Below are 19,399 nucleotides of genomic sequence, written 5' to 3' on the forward strand. Positions count from 1 at the left end.
AACCTTTCGCGCCGGCGATTCACGACGGAACTGGCGCCGGCTTGGGCAGCGCCGGCCGGTGCCTGCGTGATCCGGGGGCAGCGGGTGGATGGGTGCTTCTAAAGCGCGCCGCTCATCCTCGGCAGGAACAGCACCAGCTCCGGCACGAAGGTGACGAGAAGCAGCGCGCCCAGCATCGCCGCCACGAACCAGAGCACCCAGGGCACGGTGGATTCCATGGAGCAGCCGGCGACCCGGCAGGTGACCATGAGGTTCACGGCCATGGGCGGCGTGAAGGCGCCGATCGCGACATTCATGGTCAGGATCACGCCGAACCAGGTCAGGTCCCAGCCGAAGGTGTTCGCGATGGGCAGCAGGATGGGCAGGAAGACGAGGAAGATCGAGATCGCGTCGATCAGCATGCCCGCCACCAGCACGAGCACGGTGATGAGCAGCAGCATGACCGTCGGGTTGCTCGTCATGCCGATCAGGGATTGGGCGAGCGCGTCGAAGGCGCCGAGCGTGCTGCCGGCATGGGCGAAGATGGTGGCCAGCGCCACGATGATGAGGACGACGGCCGAGACCTCCGCCGAAGCGCGCAGCACGGCGTAGATGTCGCGCCAGGTGAGGGTGCGGTAGATCACGAGGCCGACGAAGAAGCCGTAGAAGACCGCGACCACCGCCGCCTCGGTCGGCGTGAAGGCGCCGGAGCGAAGGCCGCCGAGGATCACCACAGGGGCGGCGAGGCCCCAGATCGCGCCCTTGAAGGCCTGCCAGAGGGGGATGCGCGCCTCGTCCGCCGCGGGCAGGCCGAAGCCGCCACGCCTGGCCAGCCAGACCGCCGGGACCAGCAGCGACAGCCCGGCCAGGATGCCCGGTATCATGCCGCCGATGAACAGCGCCGGCACGGAAACGCCCGGCACCAGCACGGCATAGACGATGAAGGGGATGGAGGGCGGGATGAGCACCGCCGTGGACCCCGCCGCCGCGACGAGGGAGGCCGTGTAGGCGCGCGGGTAGCCCTGCCGCAGCATGGGCGGCAGCATCACCGCCGCCACCGCCGCCGCATCGGCCGCGCCCGAGCCAGAGATGCCGCCGAGCACCATGCAGACAAGGACGGAGACGATGGCCAGGCCCCCGCGCCGGGGCCCCACGATGGCGGCGGCGAAGTCCACCAGCCGCTTCGCGACGCCCGACCGCTCGAACACCATCCCGGCCAGGACGAACATGGGCAGGGCCAGCAGCGGGTATTTCGCGATGCCCGTCCAGACATTCGTGGGCAGGGCCATGATGCCCAGGCCCTCGATGCCGATGACGAGGATGCCGGAGGCACCGAGGGCGACGCCGATGGGCGCGCCGAGGAAGAGCAGGCCGAAGAAGGCCAGCAGCAGGATCGCGGAGCCCTCCAGGATCACGGCGCGCGCGCCACCCGGACCATGCGCCCGGCGATGCGGAGAACGATGACGGCCGACAGCACGGGCATCCAGACCGTGTAGAGCCATTGTGGCACGCCGAGGCCGGCCGAGAGGGATTCGAAGCGGTACTCGTCCCAGGTGTAGAGCGCGCCGAGCCAGCCGATCGCGGCGAAAAGGACCAGCGAGACGAGCAGGAGCCCGATCTCGATCCCGCGCGCCGTCCGGACCGGCAGGCGCTCGGTGAAGAAGGTCATGCGGATGTGGCGGTCGGCGGCGAAGGCGGCCGCGGTGCCCAGAAAGGCCAGCACCACCATGATCGCGACCGAGTACTCCTCCGTGAAGGCGAAGGAGATGCTGGTGAAGTAGCGCACGAGCACGTTGGCGAAGGTGATGACCGCGAGCGTCCCCATGGCGAGGGCCGCCAGCGCGCCTTCAACGGTGACGGGGATGCGCGGCGGCGCCTCCCCGAGCTGAAGGCCCGGGGCCTGGATGTCTGCGTGCTCGGTCATGGTGCCTCGGGAAGGGCTCAGCTCACGCGGGCGATGGCGGCCTCGGCCTGGCGGACCAGGTCGGGGCCGACGGTGGCTGCCCACTTGTCGAAGACCGGGCGGGTGGCGCGCGCGAAGACCTGCTTCTCGGCGGCGGAGAGCTCGACCACCTCCACCCCGCGGCGTGCGCATTCCTCGAGGGAGGAGCGGTCGCCGTTCGCGCCCAGCCCCTTGCGGGCCGCGTTGTTGCCGGCCTGCCCGGCCTCGCGCGCGGCCTCCACCACGATCTCGCGGTCCCGCGGCTCCAGGCTGGCCAGCACGGGCTTGGAAAGCGAGACGATCCCGGCATCCGCGCAGTAGTTCCAGAGCGTCAGGTGCTTCTGCGCAAGGCTGTCCATGCGGAAGCCGAGGAACAGGTTCACCGGGTTCTCCTGCCCGTCCACCGCCCCCGTCGAGAGCGCCGGCTGGAGGTCGGCGAAGGACATCTGCACGGGGTTCGCGCCCATGGCCGCGTAGATCTCGGAGAAGATGGCGCCGGCGGCGAAGCGGATCTTGAGGCCGCGCAGGTCGGCCGGCGCGCGGATGGCGCGCTTGGAGTTGCTGATCTCGCGGAAGCCGTTCTCGCCCCAGGCCAGCGGCTCGATGTCGCGCGCGGCCAGCGCCTTGAACAGGGCCTGCCCGACCTCGCCGCCCACCAGCGCGTCGAAGGCGGCGGTGCTGGGCATCAGGAAGGGGAGGGAGAAGAGGTTCATCTCCCTCACCTGGGGGGAGATGTTGATGGTGGAGAAAACGGCGCCGTCGATCACGCCCTGGCGGATCGCGAGCAATTCCCGCGTCTGGTCGCCGCCGACCAGGGAGGAGCCGGGATAGACCTTGAAGTTCAGCCGCCCCCCGGAGCGCTGGTTCACCAGGTCCGCCCAGACGAACGCCGATTCCGACAGGGCGATGGGGCGGTTGCCCACCACGCTGATCTTGTATTCCGGCTTGTAGCGCGGCTGGGCCCGTCCGATCGTCGGCAGTGCAAGCGCGGGCAGGGTGGCGGCCGCGCCGAGCAGGCCGCGGCGGTTCAGGCGGGGGATCATCGTTTCCTCACGGACTTGTTGCGCCCAGTTTGCGAGAGCGCGCCCCAGGCAGCAAGACCCGGCGGCAAGGTCCGGCTTGGCGCCGCCCCGCCACCCGGTGAAACTGCGGCATGACCGAACGCGAGAAGATGCTGGCGGGGCTGCCCTACAACGGCATGGACCCGGACCTCCTGGCAGCGCGCCACCGCGCCCGGGCCCTGGTGCAGCGGATGGACGCCCTGCCGCCCGAGGACGACCCCGCCCGGCGCGCCGTGCTGGAGGAACTGCTGGGCTTCATCGGGCCCGCCACCCAGGTGATGCCGGGCTTTCGCTGCGACTACGGCGGCAACATCCGCATCGGGGCGAACAGCTACGTCAACTTCAGCTGCGTCTTCCTGGACTGCGCGCCGATCACGCTGGGCGATTTCTGCCAGGTGGCGCCCTCCGTCCAGATCTACACCGCGACCCACCCGCTGGAGCCCGCCCCCCGCGCGGCGGGGATCGAGAGCGCGCATCCCGTGACGGTCGGGCGCAACGTCTGGCTCGGCGGCGGCTGCATCGTGCTGCCGGGGGTGACCATCGGGGACGACACGGTGGTGGGGGCGGGCGCGGTGGTCAACCGCGACCTTCCGGCGGGCGTGCTGGCGGTGGGCAACCCCGCGCGGGTGGTGCGGGCGCTCGGCCGGGGTGGGGCGCCCTGAACATCCGCGGCAAAGGCGGCGGGCAAGGTGGCCAAGGACACCCGCCCGGCCGGATGCCGCGGGACGCGCCGGCCGCCGGGCCGGCCCGGGATCAGGCCTCCTCCAGGTCCCGCGAAAGGCGGATCAGGTCCTGCGTGTGCGGGTGCACGGCGCGGCCCGCCCGCAGCGCCGCCTCGTCCAGCTCCTCCACCACCCGCCCGCCCTGCATCACCGCCAGCCTGCCGCAGAGATGGGCCACCACCGCGAGGTTGTGCGAGACGAGGATGCAGGTGAGGCCCCGCGCGGCGCGGAGGTCGGCCAGCAGGTTCAGCACCTCCGCCTGCACGGAAACGTCGAGCGCGCTGGTCGGCTCGTCCAGCAGCAGCACGCGGGGGTCGGCGATCAGCGCGCGGGCGATGGCCACCCTCTGGCGCTGCCCGCCCGAGAGCTGGTGGGGATAGCGGAAGCGCGCGGCGCGCGGCAGGGCCACCTCCTCCAGCGCGCGGAGGATGCGCGCGTCGGCATCCGCGAAGCCGTGCACCGCCAGCGGTTCCGACAGGATGCGGTCCACCGTCTGGCGCGGGTGGAGCGAGCCGTAGGGGTCCTGGAACACCATCTGCACGAGGCGGAAGAAGGCGCGGTCCCGCTTGTGGCCGAGCGGCTTGCCGTCCACCGCGATCCGCCCGGTCCAGTCGGTGATCAGCCCGGCCACGGCACGCAGCACGGTGGACTTGCCGCTGCCGCTCTCGCCCACCAGCCCGAAGGTCTCGCCGGGGGCGACGCGGAAGGAGACGCCGCGCACCGCGTGGTTGTTGCCGAAGCGGACGTCGAGGTTCGCGATGTCGATCATGCGCGGGGGGCCAGCCAGGCAGGATCACGCTTCAGTGTCGCGAGCCGCTCCCGCTTGTGGTCCAGGCTGGGCAGGCATTCCAGCAGGCCGCGCGTGTAGGCGTGGGTGGCGCGCTGGAGGTCGGCGGCGGGCAGCTCCTCCATCACCTGTCCCGCATACATCACGGCCACCCGGTCGCAGAAGCGGGAAACGAGGGGAAGGTCGTGGCTGATCAGCATCAGCGCCATGCCGCGCTGGTCCACCAGCTCCTCGATCAGTCGCAGGATCTCCGCCTGCACGCTGGCGTCCAGCGCGGAGGTCGGCTCGTCCGCGATCAGCAGCTCGGGGTTGGGCGCCAGCATCATCGCGATCATCACGCGCTGGCCCATGCCGCCGGACAGCTCGTGCGGATAGGCGTCGTGGACGCGGCGGGGATCGCGGATCTGCACGGATTCCAGCAGCGCCAGGGCGGCGTCGCGCGCCTCCCGCCGGCCGATGCGGCTGTGGGCGCGGAGCGCCTCCGCGATCTGCGCGCCCGCGGTCATCACGGGGTTGAGGCTGTATTTCGGGTCCTGCAGGATCAGCCCGATGCGGCCGCCGCGCAGGGTGCGCATCTCGCGCTCGGAGGTGTGGAGGATGTCGGTGGTGCCGAAGCGCAGCACGTCGGCGCGCACCTTCGCGGAGCCCGGCAGCAGGCCCATCAGCGCGCGGCCGGTGACGGATTTGCCCGAGCCGCTTTCCCCGACGATGCCCAGCTTCTCGCGCCCGATGGAGAAGGAGACGCCGCGCACCGCCTGGGTGACCCCGGTGGCCGAGGGGAAGTCGACGTGGAGGTTGCGGACGGCGACGAGCGGTTCGCCCGCGAGGATGGGGGTGCTCATCGCTGCTTCGGGTCCAGCACGTCGCGGAGCCCGTCTCCGAGCAGGTTGAAGGCGAGGGAGGCCGCGAAGATCGCGACGCCCGGCATCACCGCCACCCACCATTGTTCCAGGATGAAGCGGCGGGCGGTCGCGATCATGGTGCCCCATTCCGGCAGGGGTGGCTGCGCGCCGAGGCCGAGGAAGCCCAGCCCCGCCGCCGTCAGGATGATGGACGACATGTCGAGCGTCACGCGCACGACGAGCGAGGGCAGGCACATCGGCAGGACGTGGCGCAGCACGACCCGCGCGGGCGAGGCGCCGGTCATGCGCGCGGCGGCGACGTAGTCCGTGTGGCGGATCGTCAGCGTTTCCGCGCGCGCGAGGCGGGCATAGGGGGGCCAGGCGGTCAGCGCGATGGCGATCACCGCGCTCTCCACCCCCGGCCCCATGGCGGCAACGAAGGCCAGCGCCAGGATGAGCCGCGGGAAGGCGAGGAACACGTCCGTCACCCGCATCAGCAGCCGGTCCCAGAGGCCGCCCGCGTAACCGGCCACGCAGCCCACCAGCAGCCCGACCGGCGCCACGAGCAGCACCACCGCCACCACCATGCCGAGCGTGATCCGCCCGCCGTAGAGCAGACGCGACCAGACGTCCCGGCCCAGCTCGTCCGTGCCCAGCCAATGGACGGACGAGGGCGCGGCGAGGCGGTTGCCGAGCTCCTGGATACCGGGATCGTGCGTCGCCAGCACGGGCGCCAGCAGGATCAGGAGCAGCATGAGCAGGATCACGCCCAGCCCCGCCATGGCCAGCGGGTTGCGGCGGAAGGCGAGCCAGGCCTGGTAGCGCCGTCCCCAGGCAGCCTGGGCGCGGGAGGCCGGCGCATCCGTCAGCAGCCAGGCGCGGCGGCCGGAGGCGGCGCCGGCCTGAGGGGGCGGGGGCGCGCCGGCGGCCTCGGGCACGGCGTCCGGCGCGATCGGTTCGATCGCGGCCGTCGCGGTCGCAACATCGGCCATGGGGGAGGCGGGATCGCTCATCGCGTGCGGGGATCCATGAGGCGATAGAGCAGGTCGGCCAGCAGGTTCAGCACGACGTAGATCAGGCCCACCACCAGGGTCGCGCCCAGCACCGCGTTCATGTCGGCGTTCAGCAGCGACACCGTGAGGTACTGGCCGAGGCCCGGCCAGGCGAAGATGGTCTCCGTCAGCACCGCGCCCTCCAGCAGGCCGGCATAGGTGAGGAAGATCACCGTCACCAGCGGCACCGCCGTGTTGCGGAAGGCGTGGCGCCAGACGATGCGCGGCCAGGAGAGGCCCTTGGCGCGTGCGGTGGTCACGTATTCCGAGCGAAGCTCCGCCAGCATGAAGGCGCGCGTCATGCGGGCGATATAGGCGAGCGAGAAGAAGGAGAGCACGCCCGCGGGCTGGATGAGGTGCGCGACGGCGTCCCAAAACGCCGGCCAGTCGTTGGCGAGGGCGGCGTCCAGCGTCATCAGCCCCGTCCGCGTCTCCACCATGTCCTGGAAGACGATGCCCTGCCGCCCGGGGCCGGGCAGCCAGCCGAGCCAGGCGTAGAAGACGAGGAGCGAGACGAGGGCGAGGACGAAGACGGGCAGAGAATGGCCGGCGAGGCAGAAGACGCGCACCACCTGGTCCACCCAGCTTCCCTGCCGCGTGGCGGCGAGCACGCCGAGCCCGATGCCGAGGACGCCGGCCACGATGATGGCCAGCGTCGCAAGCTCGAAGGTGGCGGGGAAGTAGCGGGCGATGTCCTCCCAGACGGGGTTGGAGGTCATCACGGAGCGGCCGAGATTGCCGGTGAGGATATCCGTCAGGTACCGCCAGAACTGCGCGTAGAGCGGCTGGTCGAGGCCGAGCTCCAGCCGCGCGCGCGCCACCACGTCGGCGGGCGCGCGGTCGCCCACCACCGCCAGCACGGGGTCGATCGGCACCACGCGCCCGATGAAGAAGGTGACCAGCACCAGGCCGAAGAGGGTGATGGGGATGCTGGCGGCGGTGGCCGCCAGCGCCCCGAGGCGGGCCTTCATCAGCCTTTGGCGAGCGGGGCGTATTGCGTGCGGTCGCTCAGCACGCCGATGTTGAGGCCGCGGAGGCTGTTGCGCGTCACCGCCACCTCCAACTCCTGCAGCATCACCGCGAAGGGGCTCTGCTGCTGGTGGTCGCGCTGGATGGCCTCGTACATGGCCACGCGCTTCTCCGTGTCCGTCTCCTTCACGGCGGCCAGCGTGCGGGCCGTCAGCTCCGGGATGGCCCAGGCGGAGCGCCAGGCGAGGGTCTTGTTGCGCGCGTCGTCCCCGTTGTCGGGGTTCATGCTGAAGGCCTCGGCGTTGCTGTGCGGGTCGAAGTAGTCCGAGCCCCAGCGCAGCAGCGCCAGGTCGTGCTGGCGCGCGCGGGTCTTGGTGATGACCGAGCGCATCTCGCCGGGCAGCATCCGCGGGCGGATGCCGATGGCGGCCAGGTTCGCCTGCAGCGCCTGGGCGATGTCGCCCACGGGCGCGCCGGAGAAGAAGTCGAAGGCGCAATCGAAGCCGTCCGCGTGCCCGGCCTCCGCCAGCAGGCGCTTGGCGCCGGCCACGTCGAGCTTGAAGGGCTTCTCGGTCAGCGCGCCGGGAAGGCCCTCGGGCAGGAAGGCCTGGTGGACGGCGTAGTTGCTGGGGACGATGTTGCGCTGGATGCCCTCGTAGTCGATCGCCATCTTGATGGCCTGGCGCACCTGCGGCTTGGCCAGGATCGGGTTCTTCTGGTTCATCGCGACGTAGAGCAGGCTCGCCTTGCGCTGCGACACCACGCTGTAGCGGCTGTCGCCGCTCAGGGTGCGGATCTGGTCGGAGGCGAGGTTGCGGGCGATGTCGTAGTCGCCGCGCTGAAGCCCGAGAAGCTGCGCCGAGGGGTCGGCGACGTGGCGCATGATGATGCGCCGCGTGGCCGGCGCATGGGCGGCGTTGGGGTTCGCCTCCAGCGTCACCGCCTCGCTCGCCCGCCAGGAAACGAGGCGATAGGAGCCGGAGCCGGCGGAGTTGCCCTTCAGCCAGGCATTGCCCCAGTCATCGCCCTGGGCGCGGGCCGAGACCGTCGCCTTCTCCACGATGCTGCCGACGGCGGCCGAAAGGCAGTAAAGCAGGAAGGAGGTGGCGGTGGGCTCCGCCGTGGTCAGCACCACCGTGCGCGGGTCCGTGGCGCGGATCGCCTGCGCCATGTTGTCCTTGTTGAAGCCGAACTGGTTGATAATGAAGGCCGGGCTCTTGTTCAGCGCCACCACGCGCTGGAGGGAATAGACCACGTCCTCCGCCGTGACCTCCTTGCCGCTGGCGAACTTCTGGCCGGCCTTGAGGCGGAAGGTGAAGGTCCGCGCGTCGTCGCCCGCCGTCCAGCTTTCCGCGAGGTCGCCCTCCAGGCGGGAGGGGTTCTCGTTCGGGGTGGTGGTGAGCTTCTGGTAGACGTTGCCGCAGATCTCGCCGCCCGTGTACTCGAAGCTCTCGGCGGGATCGAGCGTGATGATGTCGTCGATCTGCTTGGCCATGACGATGACGCCGGGCGGCGTCTGGGCATGGGCCGCGCGGATCACCGCGTCCCAGGAGAGGAAGGCGGCGCCGGAGGCGGCGAGGAGGCTGCGGCGGGGGATCATGCTCTAGTCTCCGGTTTGAAGGCGGGCGATGCCCGAGGCGCGGTGGTTCGGCAAGGTTGGATAGCGGCTGGACGGCTCGCACCCCCCGTGCCAATCGCGCCACCATGGAGTTCTGGCAGAGATTTGAACCCGCGCCCGACGCCCCGCCCCACCGGGATGCCACGGCCCTGCCCATGCCCGACGGCAGCGCGCTCCGCCTGCCGCTGCGGGACTATGGCGAGGTGGCCGTCACCGGCCTGATCCTGAACCAGGCCTCCTTCGCCGTGCTGCGCCGCCTGGCCGCCTGGCTGGCCCAGGCCGTGCGGCCGCTGGAGGCGGAGGTGGTCTGCGGCCTGCCCACCCTGGGCCACGCCCTGGCGCCGCTGGTGGCGAAGGCACTGGGCCACCCGAACTGGGTCGCCGCCGGCTATTCCCGCAAGCGCTGGTACGAGGATGCGCTCTCCGTTCCCGTCTCGTCCTCCACCACGCCGGGGCAGCGGCGCATGTGGCTCGACCCGCGCATCCTGCCGAGGCTGGCGGGACGGCGCGTGCTGCTGGTGGACGACGTGATCAGCACGGGCCGCTCGGCCCTGGCCGGGCTGGCGCTGCTGCGCGCGGCCGGGGTGCGCCCGGTGGCGCTGGGCGTGGCCATGGCCCAGGGCGACGGCTGGGTGCCCTCCTGGCCGTCCGCCACGCCCGTCTGCGCCGCCTTCGCCACCCCCCTGTTCCGGCCCGTCCCCGGCGGCTGGGCGCCGGACCCATCCACCCGGCCGGTCGTGACGCTGCCCCCGGCCACGCCGTCCGTCGCGAGCGATTTCGCCTGACGAAAAGGATTGCACCGGACGGCCCGCCGCTGGTCTGATCAAACGATCATCCCAGGCAAGAGGACGTTCAGCATGCGGCGTCGGTCCCTCCTGGCGGCCAGCGGTGCCGCCGTGCTTCCCCTCGACGCGCCGCGCGCGGAGGAGGCGGTGGACCTGCTTCTCGTGCTCGCGGTGGACGTGTCCCGCTCCATCGACGACGACGAGGCCCGGCTCCAGCGCGAGGGCTACCGCAGCGCCGTCACCGACGCCCGGGTGGTGGAGGCCATCCGCTCGGGCATGACGGGCTCCATCGCGGTGGCCTATGTCGAATGGGCAGGCTCCGACTACCAGCGGCTGGTGATCCCCTGGACCCGCATCGGCAACCAGGCGGATGCCGATGCCTGGGCCGGCGCCCTGTCCCGTGCCCCGCGCGTGGCCCTGTCCTGGACCTCGATCTCGGGCGGCCTGGATTTTTCGCTCCGCACCCTGTCCGAATCGCCCTTCGAGGGCACCCGCCGCGTGGTGGACGTGTCCGGCGACGGCGTGAACAACAGCGGCATGCCCGTGGAGGCTGCCCGCGACCGGCTGGTCGCGGAGGGGATCACCATCAACGGCCTGCCCATCATGAACGACCGCCCGACCTTCGGCCGGCCATCCCCCATCCCGCTGGACCAGTACTACCGCGATTCCGTGATCGGCGGCGACGGCGCCTTCCTGATCGCCGCCGAAGACTTCGAGGCCTTCGGCAACGCCGTGCGCCGCAAGCTCGTGCGCGAGATCGCGGGCCTGCCCGGACCCGCCTTCGGGTAGCGCCTAGCGCTCGATCTCCTCCACCACGATGCCAAAGGCGGCCAGGCCCTCGGCCAGGAGGTCGCCCAGCAGGTCCAGGCTGGTGAGATAGCCCGCCGGGTCCGCCTCGTGCTTCTCCCGCGCGAGGTTCAGCGCCTCCTCCCACTCGTCGGGCTCGTAGTCGCCGCGTCCGACCCAGGCCAGGGCGATGAGCGAGGCCTGCTCGTCCTCGTTCAGCTCCTGCAACTGGGTTTCCAGGTCCTCTCCCTCCGGCTCCGCCTTGGCAGCCACGGGGTCCGTCTCGGCCTCGTCCGCAAGCTCGTCATCGGCCACCTCCGAGGCACGGGCGGCGTCGATGATGTTGGCCACCGCCGAAAGGCTGATGCCGAGCTCCACCTCACCGTCATCATCCTCCGGGGGAGTTCCACCGGGTTTGTCGCTCATCGAAGGGTGCCCCAATCGCCGTTAGAATTTGCTGCCGCCCGCCCAACGCGCGACCCGCCTTCCGGCTTCGCGAAACTCACGCTCCCGACCCGGCGTTCATTCCGAGAGGTTGGTGCAGCGTGTGGCAATAACCTATTGAAATCCTTACGTTGAAGGGTTCTGCGATGATGAAGATCGGCGCGATCGCACTCTTCGGGCTGCTGGCACTCTCGCCGGTGGCACGCGCTGCGGATACACCCGCCTTCGTCAGCGCCGCCCTGTGCGACGCCGCAGCCCCCATCAACGCCACCATCGCCGTCACGGGCCGCCAGATCCGGGCCGAAACGCCGGTCCGCAAGCGTGCCGCGGCCCAGGCGCACCCCCAGTCCCGCCGCGCCGCCGCCCAGGCGCGCCGCGCGCCGCGCACCCCACAGATCGCCGAGGGGACGGAGACTCCCGCCCTCGACGCCGAAGCCGTCCTGCGCCCCGCGGTGCACTTCTGCGTGACACCGGCCGGCACCGGCAATCCCGTCCGCTACACCTGAGGAAGGGAAGGGCGCGAAGCCTCCGAGGCGGCCGGGCAGGCCACCTGGCCCGAGGCGCCCGCGCCCGAAGTGTTCGGGCCTCAGGCGTTCCAGTCGGGCGCGAAGGCCGGGTTCACGAAGCGCTGGTCCTTGGGCAGCGCATCGATTTCCGCCACGTCGGCATCCGTCAGCCGCCCGGCGAGGTCCAGCGCCTCGAGGTTGGCCTTCTGGCTCTCCGGCCCCGTGGCCTTGGGGATGACGTTCACGCCCTCCTGCCGCAGCAGCCAGGCGAGCGCCACCTGCGCGGCCGTTACCCCGTGCCGCCCGGCGATGGCCTGGATCCGCGGATCGGAGGCCAGCCGGCCCTGCGCAAGCGGCGCATAGGCGGTCAGCACGATGTCCTGGGCGCGCGTGATCCCGAGCAGCCGGTCCTGCGACAGCAGCGCGTGGTACTCGACCTGGTTCGCCGCGATCGGCACGCCCGTCTCGATGGCCCGCTTCAGCAGCCCGGCCGGGAAGTTCGCGACGCCGACGGCGCGGGCCAGCCCGTCCTCGCGCAGCCGCGCCAGGTCGTGCAGGGCGCGCGGCAGGTCGAGCTCGGGTGAGGGCCAGTGGATCAGGTAAAGGTCGAGGTAACCGGTGCCGAGGCGCTCCAGCGAGGCTTCGCAGTGCTGCCGGATGCGGCCGAGGTTCTCCCACCAGACCTTGCTGGTCAGGAACACGTCGCCACGCGGCAGGCCGGAGGCCTTGATGCCGGCGCCCACCGCTTCCTCGTTCTTGTACATCTCCGCCGTGTCCACGGCGCGGTACCCCATCGCCAGGGCCGACTCCACGGAGGCCTGGCACTGCGCCCCCGAGAGTCGCCAGGTTCCGAGGCCCAGGCGCGGGATGGAGAGGCGGGGTGTGGTGATGCGATCGCTCATGGCGGGGGAGGGTGGGGACGCCTCAGCCCTTCGCCAAGTCCAGAAGCCCCGCGAATCCCGTTTCCGTCCCGAAGGCGAGCTGCGTGCCCGCCGGGTTCCAGGACAGCGCGGAGACGGCGCCTCGCCCGGGCGCAGCCACCGGCACCACCTTGCCCGAGGCGATCTCGGCCATCAGCACGAGCCCGTCCTGGAAGCCCGCGACCACCACCTCGTGCTGCGGGTGGCAGGCCACGCGCGTGCAGATCACCTGATCGCCGCCCGCGAGTTCCGTCGGCGCCTTGCCCATCGGGCCGCCGCCGAAAAAGGGCCAGAGCACCACGGCATCCGCGCCGGAGGACGCCAGCCACCGGCCCTTCGCGGTGAAGGCGATGGACTGCGTCTTCGCGGGATAGCCGGACATGCGCATGTGCTGGCTGTCGGAGAGGCGCCAGCCGTGCAGCGCGTTCTCCTGCATCGCCGTCACCACCGCCTGCCCGTCGGGCGCGACGGCGACGGCGTGGTGGCTGCCCTTCCAGTCCAGCACGCGCGGCTTGTCCTCCTTCGCGGCGACGAACCAGGAGGACACGCCGTTGTAGTGCGAGGCGAAGACGCGCTTGCCCTTGGCGTCGAAGGCGATGCCGCCGACGGTGGAGGGATGCGGGCCGAGCACCTTCAGCTTCGCCGCCTTGCCATCCAGCAGATGGACGTTCTTGCCCACCGCGACGGCGCGCAGGCCGGAGGCATGGGTGGTGACGTGATCCACCCACTTCATCGTGCCGAACCCGGCCACCGTCTCCACCGCGCCATCGGGCGCGATGCGCACCAGCTTGCCGTCGTCCCCGCCCGAGAGCAGCCCCTGCGCGCAGTCGGGCGCGAGCGAGAGCGCGGCGCCGTCATGCGCCTCGATCCGTCTCCATTCGCCCGCGTGCTCGGCGGGGTTGGCCAGGTGCACCGTGCCGTCCGAGAGCGCGAAGCCGGCCGAGCGGCCCTCGCGTCCGAAGACCGCGCCCACCACCCAGGCGCCGAGCTCGCGCCCGGTGCCGCGCTGCTCCAGCAGGAAGTCCGCTTCCGCGACGCCCGACATGCTAGGCGGCCACCGTGGATTCGAAGCCCCGGCGCAGCTTCGGGCGGTTCAGGTCGCGCCCGATGAAGACGATGCGCGACTTGCGCGGATCGCCCTCCTTCCAAGGCCCGATGTAGTCGCCATCCGCGATCATGTGCACGGCCTGGAAGGCGAAGCGCCGGTCGTCGCCCTGGTAGTGCAGGATGCCCTTGGTGCGCAGCAGGTCCTGGCCCTTGGTCTGCAGAAGCTCGCCGATCCAGGCGTTGAACTTCTCGGCGTCGATCGGCTTCTCCACCTCGAAGGAAACGGACTGCACGGCGCTGTCGTGGCTGTGGTTGTCGTCGCCCGAGAGGAACTCGGGCTCCCGCGCCAGGATGCGGTCGAGGCTGAAGGCTTCGCGCCCGATCACGGCGTCGAGCGGCACGTCGGACTTGGTGGCGCGGCGGATCTCGACGGTCGGGTTGATGGCGCGGATGCGGCGCTCGACCTCGTCGGCCTCCTCCGTGCTCACCAGGTCCATCTTGTTCAGCACGATCACGTCGGCGAAGGCCACCTGCTCCTCGGCTTCGGGGCTGTCGCCCAGGCGGGTCAGCAGGTGCTTGGCGTCCACCACGGTCACGATGGCGTCGAGCCGCGTCGCGCGCTTCACGTCCTCGTCCACGAAGAAGGTCTGCGCGACGGGGGCGGGGTTCGCGAGGCCGGTGGTCTCCACGATGATGCCGTCGAACTTGTCCTTGCGGCGCATCAGCCCGCCGAGGATGCGGATGAGGTCCCCGCGCACGGTGCAGCAGATGCACCCGTTGTTCATCTCGAACACCTCCTCGTCGGCGTCGATGACGAGGTCCTGGTCCACGCCCATCTCGCCGAACTCGTTGATCACCACCGCGAACTTGCGGCCGTGGTTCTCGGTGAGGATGCGGTTGAGGAGGGTGGTCTTCCCGGCCCCGAGATAGCCGGTGAGGACGGTGACGGGAACGGGCAGGGTATCGGACATGATGGGGAGCCTCGGGGAGGGGAGGTCGGCGGGTTGGGGGCGTTATATAGTATCGCGGAGGCGGCGGGCCATGGGGGGTGCCAAACCGGCCGAGGGGTTTCCGCGTTGTTCCCGGAATCATCCCGCGAGAGGAGCGCTCCGATGCCCCGTGGTGACAAGTCCGCCTACACCGAGAAACAGAAGCGCATGGCCGCTCATATCGAGGAGGGCTACGAGAAGCGCGGCGTTCCCGTGGAGGAGGCCGAGGCGCGGGCCTGGGCCACCGTCAACAAGGAAACGGGCGGCGGCAAGAAGAGCGGCTCGGGCCGCGGCAAGCCCATGAACACCCAGCCCTCGAAAACCGGGGGACAGCGGGGCGGGGCCGCCGACGCTGCCCGCCCGGCGGCGATGCGCTCGGCGTCGGCCAGGAAGGCCGCCTCCGCCCGCACGCCCGAGGAGCGCTCCGCCTCCGCGCGGAAGGCGGCGGCCACCCGCAAGCGGAACGCCGAGGCGAAGGGGGGCTGATCAGCGGGGGCCGCGCCCTTCCCCGATGTCCCACCATAGGCCGGCCATGAGGCCCAGCCCCTCGCGGAACAACGTGCCCAGCCCGTGCTCGTCCGGCCCGTGCTGGCCGCAGCCGCCATAGGAGTGCGGGATCCAGATCACCGGCACGCCCAGTTCCTGCCTGAAGGACTCCGACGGACCGGACGCGCCGATGGTCGGGATCACGTTGGGCTGGCGGCCGACGGTGCGGGCAAAGGAATCCTCCACCACCCGCACCCAGGGATCGCCGGGATCGGTGCGGGAGGCCAGGAACATGTCCCGCTCCGTCACCGGCACCACCTCCACCTCGTGGAAGCCCTGCGCGGCCAGGTGGGCCCGGAGCGCCGGCACCACCTGGGCGCCGTCCACGTCCACGGTGTGGCGAAGCTGGATGCGGGCGCGGGCGGTGCCGCCCACGGCGTTCACCGGCCCTTCCGGCTGGCCGGAGATACTGGCCAGCACGATGGCGCTGCTCCAGGCATAGATCCGCTCGGCGTTGGAAAGCCCGGGCTCGCCCCAGTCCTGCTCCGGCACGGGGGCGCCGGGCTGGGGCTCGCTGACCACGGCGCGCGCCGCCGCCGTCACCGCCTCGGGCACATGGGCCGGGGTCCAGCCGGGCACGAGGATGCGGCCGTCGCGCGAGATGATGGAGGCGATGGCGTGGGCCATGATCACCCCGGGGTCCTTCAGCAGCCCGCCCCAGTGCCCGGAATGATGCCCGCCCTCCCGCAGCGAGACCACGAGGTCCATGGCGATGCCGCCGCGCGTGCCCAGCATGATGTCCGGCACGACGCGGGAGACACGGGGGCCGTCGAGGGCGATGAAAACATCCGCCGCCAGCAGGTCTCGGTGGGCGCGGATGAAGGGCAGCAGGCCGGGCGAGCCCGCCTCCTCGCCGGTTTCCACCATGATCTTCACGTTGAAGCCCAGCCGTCCGCCGCGCTCCTCCATCACCGCGCCCATCGCGTCGATGCCCAGCAGGTGCTGGCCCTTGTTGTCCACGGTGCCGCGCCCGTAGACCCGGTCGCCCTCCACGGTAAGCTTCCAGGGGTCCAGCCCCGGCCGCCAGCGCTCGGGCATGGCGCGCACCACGTCGCCATGGCCGTAGAACAGCACGGTCGGAAGGGCCGGGTCCTCGATGCGGGTCGCGACCAGCACGGGGCCGTGGATCGGCTCGGGGTTGTCCAGCACCTCGGTCCGGAAGCCCATCACCGCCACCATGGGGCCGAGCACCTCGTGGCAGTAGCGCTCCAGCTCCGACTTCCGCTCGGGCGGGTGGCTCTCGGTCTGCACGGCCACCAGGCTCGCCAGCCGGTCCAGGAAGGTGCCGTCGTCGTATTCCGCCTGCGCGCGCGCGATCGCGCCGTCCCTCGTTCCCGTCACAACCCAGTCTCCCCGGATGATGGCGCCCTATGGCGCGGGCCGCACGGCGGAGATGCTGAGCATCTCGTCCACGCGCGGCGCGAAGGCCAGCCCGCGCCGGGCGGCGAAGGTGGCCTTCTGGATATAGAGCGGCGCGATGGCGACATCCTCCATCGCCATCCGCACCGCCCGTCGCAGCAGCGGCTCCCGCGCGGCCGGGTCCGGCGTGCGCCCGGCCTCGTCCAGCACCGCCTCGAAGGCGGGGTTGTCGTAGCGCCGGTTGGCCCGCGCCGCGTCGCGCAGGTTCAGGATGGAGCGCAGCGGATAGGAGGCCTCGCTGGTCACGGCCGTGCCGCCCATCAGGGATGCCGTGAACTCCTGCCGTCCCTGGCGGGCGGAATAGGTGGTCCAGGGCTGGGCATCGACCACCGTCTGCACGCCGACCCGCTGCCACATCTGCCCGATGGCCTGCAGCACGCGGGCGTCGTTGGGATAGCGGTCGTTGGGGCCGTGCAGGGTCAGGCGGAAGCCCCCGGGAAAGCCCGCCTCGGCGAGCAGCCGGCGAGAGGCGGCGGGGTCGTGGGCGGGCACCAGTCCCGGCACGAAGCCGCTCAGCCCGTCCCGCACCACCTGGGCCGAGGGCATGGCGGAGCCCTCCATCACGCGCTCGGCCAGCGCCCCGCGGTCGATCGCCAGCGACAGGGCGCGGCGCACGCGGAGGTCGCGCAGCGGGTTGGAGGCCAGGGCCTCCCCGCCCGGCCCGGTGGCGAAGGGCGTCCGCTCGCGGAGCGAATCCAGGTGCAGGTAGACGATGCGCAGCCCCACCGTCTCCTCCACCGTGATGCGCGGGTCGGCGCGCAGCCGGGCGAGGTCGGCGGTGGGCACGCCGTTGATCACGTCCACGTCGCCCGAGAGCAGCGCGGCGGAGCGCGCGGCGGCGTTGCGGATGGTGCGGTTCACGGCCCGGGCCCAGTGCGGGGGCGGGCCCCAGTAGGTCTCGTTCCGCGCCAGCTCCACCCGCTCCCCCGGCGTGAAGGACACCAGGCGGTAGGGGCCGGTGCCAATGGCGAGCCGGCCCTCGTTGAAGCCCGTCGTCGTCGCGCCCTCGTGGATGCGGCGGCTGAGCATGCCCACCCAGGCGAGGTTCGCGGGCACCAGCGGGTCCGGGCCCCTGGTGTGCAGCCGCACGACAAGGGGGCTGACCACCTCCACCCGCGCGATGCTGGCGGTGAAGATCACCAGGGAGCCCGGCGAGTTCGGCACGTTCGGAACGCGCTCGATGGTGAAGGCCACGTCGTCGGCGGTGAAGGGCGTGCCGTCCTGGAAGGTGACGCCCGGCCGCAGCCGGAACTCCCAGATGTCGGGCGCGACGGGCTCCCAGGATTCCGCCAGCGCCGGGCCGATGCTGCCATCGGCCCGCATTCCCGTCAGCCCGTCGAAGATCTCCCGCGTCACCTCGATGATCGGCGTCGCGGTGTAGAAATGCGGGTCGATGCTGGTGACGGTGGCGTTGTTGCCGAAGGTGAGGGTCTGCGCCCGGGGCGGGGTGGCCGAGAGCAACAGGCCCATCATCACCGCAAGTCCCGCAGCCCAGCGCATTCCCGTTTTCCTCCGCCTCCGTTCCGCCCCGCCCCTCAGGCGATCGCGTGGATCGCGTCGGAGAGCGTGCCGATCAGCCGGTCCACATGCGGCTTCTCGATGATCAGCGGGGGCGAGAGGGCGACGATGTCGCCCGTCACCCGCACCAGCACGCCGTCGTCGAAGCAGCGGCGGAACACGTCCATGGCCCGCGCACCCGGCTTGCCCTCGCGCGGGCTGAGCTCGATCCCGGCGATCAGGCCGAGATTGCGGATATCCACCACGCCCGGTGCCGAGCGCAGCGAGTGCGCGGCCTCCTCCCAGTAGGGCTCGATGGCGCGGGCCCGGCCGGGCAGGTCCTCCTCCCGGTGCAGGGCCAGCGTCGCGATGGCGGCGGCCGAGGCCAGCGGATGGCCGGAATAGGTGTAGCCGTGGAACAGCTCAATCCCGGCGGGCGAGCCCTCCACCACCGCCTCGTACACGGCGTTGGAGCAGGCGACGGCCCCCATGGGCACGGCGGCGTTGGTCAGCCCCTTGGCCATGGTCATGATGTCCGGCACCACGCCCAGCCGCTCCGCCCCGAAATCGGTGCCGAGCCGCCCGAAGCCGGTGATCACCTCGTCGTAGATGAGGAGGATGCCGTGCTTGTCGCAGATCTCGCGCAGGCGCTTCAGGTAGCCCTTGGGCGGCACCAGCACGCCGGTGGAGCCGGCCACCGGTTCCACCATCACCGCCGCGATCGTGTCGCCGTGCAGCGCGACCAGGTCCTCCAGCTTGTTCGCCAGTTCCACGCCATGCTCCGGCATGCCCCTGGTGAAGGCGTTGCGCGCGGGATCATGCGTGTGCGGCAGGTGGTCCACATAGGGCAGCATGGCGCCGAACTGCTTGCGGTTGGCGCCGATGCCGCCGACCGACATGCCGCCGAAGCCGACCCCGTGATAGCCGCGCTCCCGCCCGATCAGGCGCACGCGCTGCGACTGGCCGCGGGCCTTGTGGTAGGCCAGCGCGATCTTGAGCGCCGTGTCGGCGCTCTCGCTGCCGGAATTGGTGAAGAAGACGCGGTCGATGCCGTCCGGCGTCATCTCGGCCACGCGCGCCGCCGCCTCGAAGGCGATGGGGTGGCCGAGCTGGAAGGTGGGCGCGAAATCCATGATCGCGGCCTGCTTCTGGATGGCCTCCACGATCTCGCGCCGCCCGTGGCCGGCGTTGCAGCACCACAGCCCCGCCGTGCCGTCCAGCACCTCCCGCCCCTCGGGCGTGAAGTAGGACATGCCCTCGGCGCGGGCGAGCATGCGCGGGTTGGTCTTGAAGTGGCGGTTGTCGGAATACGGCATCCAGAACGAGTCGAGGTCGTTCGGGCGGGGCGGGGACATGTCGTTCATGGGGGCACCTTCGGGCGTGGGGGGAGGATGGCCCGGAGGAGGGGCATGAAACAAGGCGCCCCGGCGAAAAGGTTTGATTTCCTAGACGCAATGAGTTTATGTTCCTGATGCGTTCCGAACCTTC

At 71.4% G+C, this 19,399-nt stretch carries 20 protein-coding genes; 5 read left to right on the top strand and 15 right to left on the bottom strand.

Features of this window, described 5'->3' with window-relative positions:
• Positions 1 to 98: 98 nt before the first annotated feature.
• Genes ACFFIC_RS17985 through dctP form a run of 3 tightly spaced genes read right to left on the bottom strand, consistent with a single transcriptional unit; the run spans position 99 to position 2,964 of the window.
• Positions 99 to 1,394 (bottom strand): TRAP transporter large permease, encoded by a 1,296-nt coding sequence (locus ACFFIC_RS17985; RefSeq protein ID WP_377052840.1) that lies wholly within the window; start codon positions 1,392 to 1,394, stop codon positions 99 to 101.
• Positions 1,391 to 1,903, bottom strand: a complete 513-nt coding sequence (locus ACFFIC_RS17990; RefSeq protein ID WP_377052842.1) for a TRAP transporter small permease — start codon at positions 1,901 to 1,903, stop codon at positions 1,391 to 1,393. Before ACFFIC_RS17990 ends, ACFFIC_RS17985 begins: the two co-directional genes overlap by 4 nt.
• 17 nt (positions 1,904 to 1,920) lie before the next feature.
• The gene (gene dctP / locus ACFFIC_RS17995) at positions 1,921 to 2,964 is read right to left on the bottom strand and encodes a TRAP transporter substrate-binding protein DctP (protein ID WP_377052844.1); all 1,044 of its coding nucleotides are present in this window, start codon (positions 2,962 to 2,964) and stop codon (positions 1,921 to 1,923) included.
• Positions 2,965 to 3,074: 110 nt separating this feature from the next.
• Here dctP and ACFFIC_RS18000 point away from each other — a divergent pair, with 110 nt between their 5' ends.
• Positions 3,075 to 3,644 (top strand): sugar O-acetyltransferase, encoded by a 570-nt coding sequence (locus tag ACFFIC_RS18000; RefSeq protein ID WP_377052846.1) that lies wholly within the window; start codon positions 3,075 to 3,077, stop codon positions 3,642 to 3,644.
• A 91-nt stretch (positions 3,645 to 3,735) separates the two neighbouring features.
• On the opposite strand, the gene ACFFIC_RS18005 is transcribed toward ACFFIC_RS18000, so the two are convergent.
• From ACFFIC_RS18005 to ACFFIC_RS18025, 5 genes are read right to left on the bottom strand one after another with little or no spacing between them, the layout of a single operon-like run.
• Positions 3,736 to 4,473, bottom strand: coding sequence for an ABC transporter ATP-binding protein (locus tag ACFFIC_RS18005; RefSeq protein ID WP_377052848.1), 738 nt, complete (start codon positions 4,471 to 4,473; stop codon positions 3,736 to 3,738).
• Positions 4,470 to 5,333: an ABC transporter ATP-binding protein gene (locus ACFFIC_RS18010; RefSeq protein ID WP_377052850.1), complete on the bottom strand. Its 864-nt coding sequence runs from the start codon at positions 5,331 to 5,333 to the stop codon at positions 4,470 to 4,472. Before ACFFIC_RS18010 ends, ACFFIC_RS18005 begins: the two co-directional genes overlap by 4 nt.
• Entirely contained in the window at positions 5,330 to 6,346 is a 1,017-nt protein-coding gene (locus tag ACFFIC_RS18015) for an ABC transporter permease (RefSeq protein WP_377052852.1), read from the bottom strand. The genes ACFFIC_RS18010 and ACFFIC_RS18015 overlap by 4 nt, the downstream gene beginning before the upstream one ends.
• Positions 6,343 to 7,356, bottom strand: a complete 1,014-nt coding sequence (locus tag ACFFIC_RS18020; RefSeq protein ID WP_377052854.1) for an ABC transporter permease — start codon at positions 7,354 to 7,356, stop codon at positions 6,343 to 6,345. The genes ACFFIC_RS18015 and ACFFIC_RS18020 overlap by 4 nt, the downstream gene beginning before the upstream one ends.
• The gene (locus tag ACFFIC_RS18025) at positions 7,356 to 8,954 is read right to left on the bottom strand and encodes an ABC transporter substrate-binding protein (RefSeq protein ID WP_377052856.1); all 1,599 of its coding nucleotides are present in this window, start codon (positions 8,952 to 8,954) and stop codon (positions 7,356 to 7,358) included. The genes ACFFIC_RS18020 and ACFFIC_RS18025 overlap by 1 nt, the downstream gene beginning before the upstream one ends.
• 56 nt (positions 8,955 to 9,010) lie before the next feature.
• Here ACFFIC_RS18025 and ACFFIC_RS18030 point away from each other — a divergent pair, with 56 nt between their 5' ends.
• Entirely contained in the window at positions 9,011 to 9,757 is a 747-nt protein-coding gene (locus ACFFIC_RS18030; protein ID WP_377052858.1) for a phosphoribosyltransferase, read from the top strand.
• 72 nt (positions 9,758 to 9,829) lie between these two features.
• Positions 9,830 to 10,546, top strand: coding sequence for a DUF1194 domain-containing protein (locus ACFFIC_RS18035; protein WP_377052860.1), 717 nt, complete (start codon positions 9,830 to 9,832; stop codon positions 10,544 to 10,546).
• A gap of 3 nt (positions 10,547 to 10,549) precedes the next feature.
• On the opposite strand, the gene ACFFIC_RS18040 is transcribed toward ACFFIC_RS18035, so the two are convergent.
• Positions 10,550 to 10,969 (bottom strand): DUF3775 domain-containing protein, encoded by a 420-nt coding sequence (locus ACFFIC_RS18040; protein ID WP_377052862.1) that lies wholly within the window; start codon positions 10,967 to 10,969, stop codon positions 10,550 to 10,552.
• A gap of 164 nt (positions 10,970 to 11,133) precedes the next feature.
• On the opposite strand from ACFFIC_RS18040, the gene ACFFIC_RS18045 reads away from it, so the two are divergent.
• The gene (locus ACFFIC_RS18045) at positions 11,134 to 11,493 is read left to right on the top strand and encodes a hypothetical protein (RefSeq protein WP_377052864.1); all 360 of its coding nucleotides are present in this window, start codon (positions 11,134 to 11,136) and stop codon (positions 11,491 to 11,493) included.
• 80 nt (positions 11,494 to 11,573) lie between these two features.
• Here ACFFIC_RS18045 and ACFFIC_RS18050 read toward each other — a convergent pair whose 3' ends face one another.
• From ACFFIC_RS18050 to ACFFIC_RS18060, 3 genes are read right to left on the bottom strand one after another with little or no spacing between them, the layout of a single operon-like run.
• Positions 11,574 to 12,395 (bottom strand): aldo/keto reductase, encoded by an 822-nt coding sequence (locus ACFFIC_RS18050; protein WP_377052866.1) that lies wholly within the window; start codon positions 12,393 to 12,395, stop codon positions 11,574 to 11,576.
• Positions 12,396 to 12,417: 22 nt separating this feature from the next.
• Complete coding sequence (locus tag ACFFIC_RS18055; protein WP_377052868.1) at positions 12,418 to 13,458, bottom strand: WD40 repeat domain-containing protein; 1,041 nt, start codon at positions 13,456 to 13,458, stop codon at positions 12,418 to 12,420.
• Between the two features lies 1 nt (position 13,459).
• Positions 13,460 to 14,431, bottom strand: a complete 972-nt coding sequence (locus ACFFIC_RS18060) for a CobW family GTP-binding protein (protein ID WP_377052870.1) — start codon at positions 14,429 to 14,431, stop codon at positions 13,460 to 13,462.
• 141 nt (positions 14,432 to 14,572) lie between these two features.
• On the opposite strand from ACFFIC_RS18060, the gene ACFFIC_RS18065 reads away from it, so the two are divergent.
• The gene (locus tag ACFFIC_RS18065; protein ID WP_377052872.1) at positions 14,573 to 14,935 is read left to right on the top strand and encodes a plasmid stabilization protein; all 363 of its coding nucleotides are present in this window, start codon (positions 14,573 to 14,575) and stop codon (positions 14,933 to 14,935) included.
• Here ACFFIC_RS18065 and ACFFIC_RS18070 read toward each other — a convergent pair whose 3' ends face one another.
• The 3 genes from ACFFIC_RS18070 to ACFFIC_RS18080 are packed head-to-tail and all read right to left on the bottom strand — an operon-like array spanning position 14,936 to position 19,275.
• Complete coding sequence (locus ACFFIC_RS18070; RefSeq protein ID WP_377052874.1) at positions 14,936 to 16,336, bottom strand: M20/M25/M40 family metallo-hydrolase; 1,401 nt, start codon at positions 16,334 to 16,336, stop codon at positions 14,936 to 14,938.
• A 27-nt stretch (positions 16,337 to 16,363) separates the two neighbouring features.
• Positions 16,364 to 17,914, bottom strand: coding sequence for an ABC transporter substrate-binding protein (locus tag ACFFIC_RS18075; RefSeq protein WP_377052876.1), 1,551 nt, complete (start codon positions 17,912 to 17,914; stop codon positions 16,364 to 16,366).
• 35 nt (positions 17,915 to 17,949) lie between these two features.
• On the bottom strand, positions 17,950 to 19,275 hold the full coding sequence (locus tag ACFFIC_RS18080) for an aminotransferase class III-fold pyridoxal phosphate-dependent enzyme (RefSeq protein ID WP_456306943.1): 1,326 nt from the start codon (positions 19,273 to 19,275) through the stop codon (positions 17,950 to 17,952).
• Between the last annotated feature and the right edge of the window lie 124 nt (positions 19,276 to 19,399).

Source organism: Muricoccus vinaceus, assembly GCF_042433125.1.
In the GTDB taxonomy this organism is placed as follows: domain Bacteria; phylum Pseudomonadota; class Alphaproteobacteria; order Acetobacterales; family Acetobacteraceae; genus Roseomonas; species Roseomonas vinacea.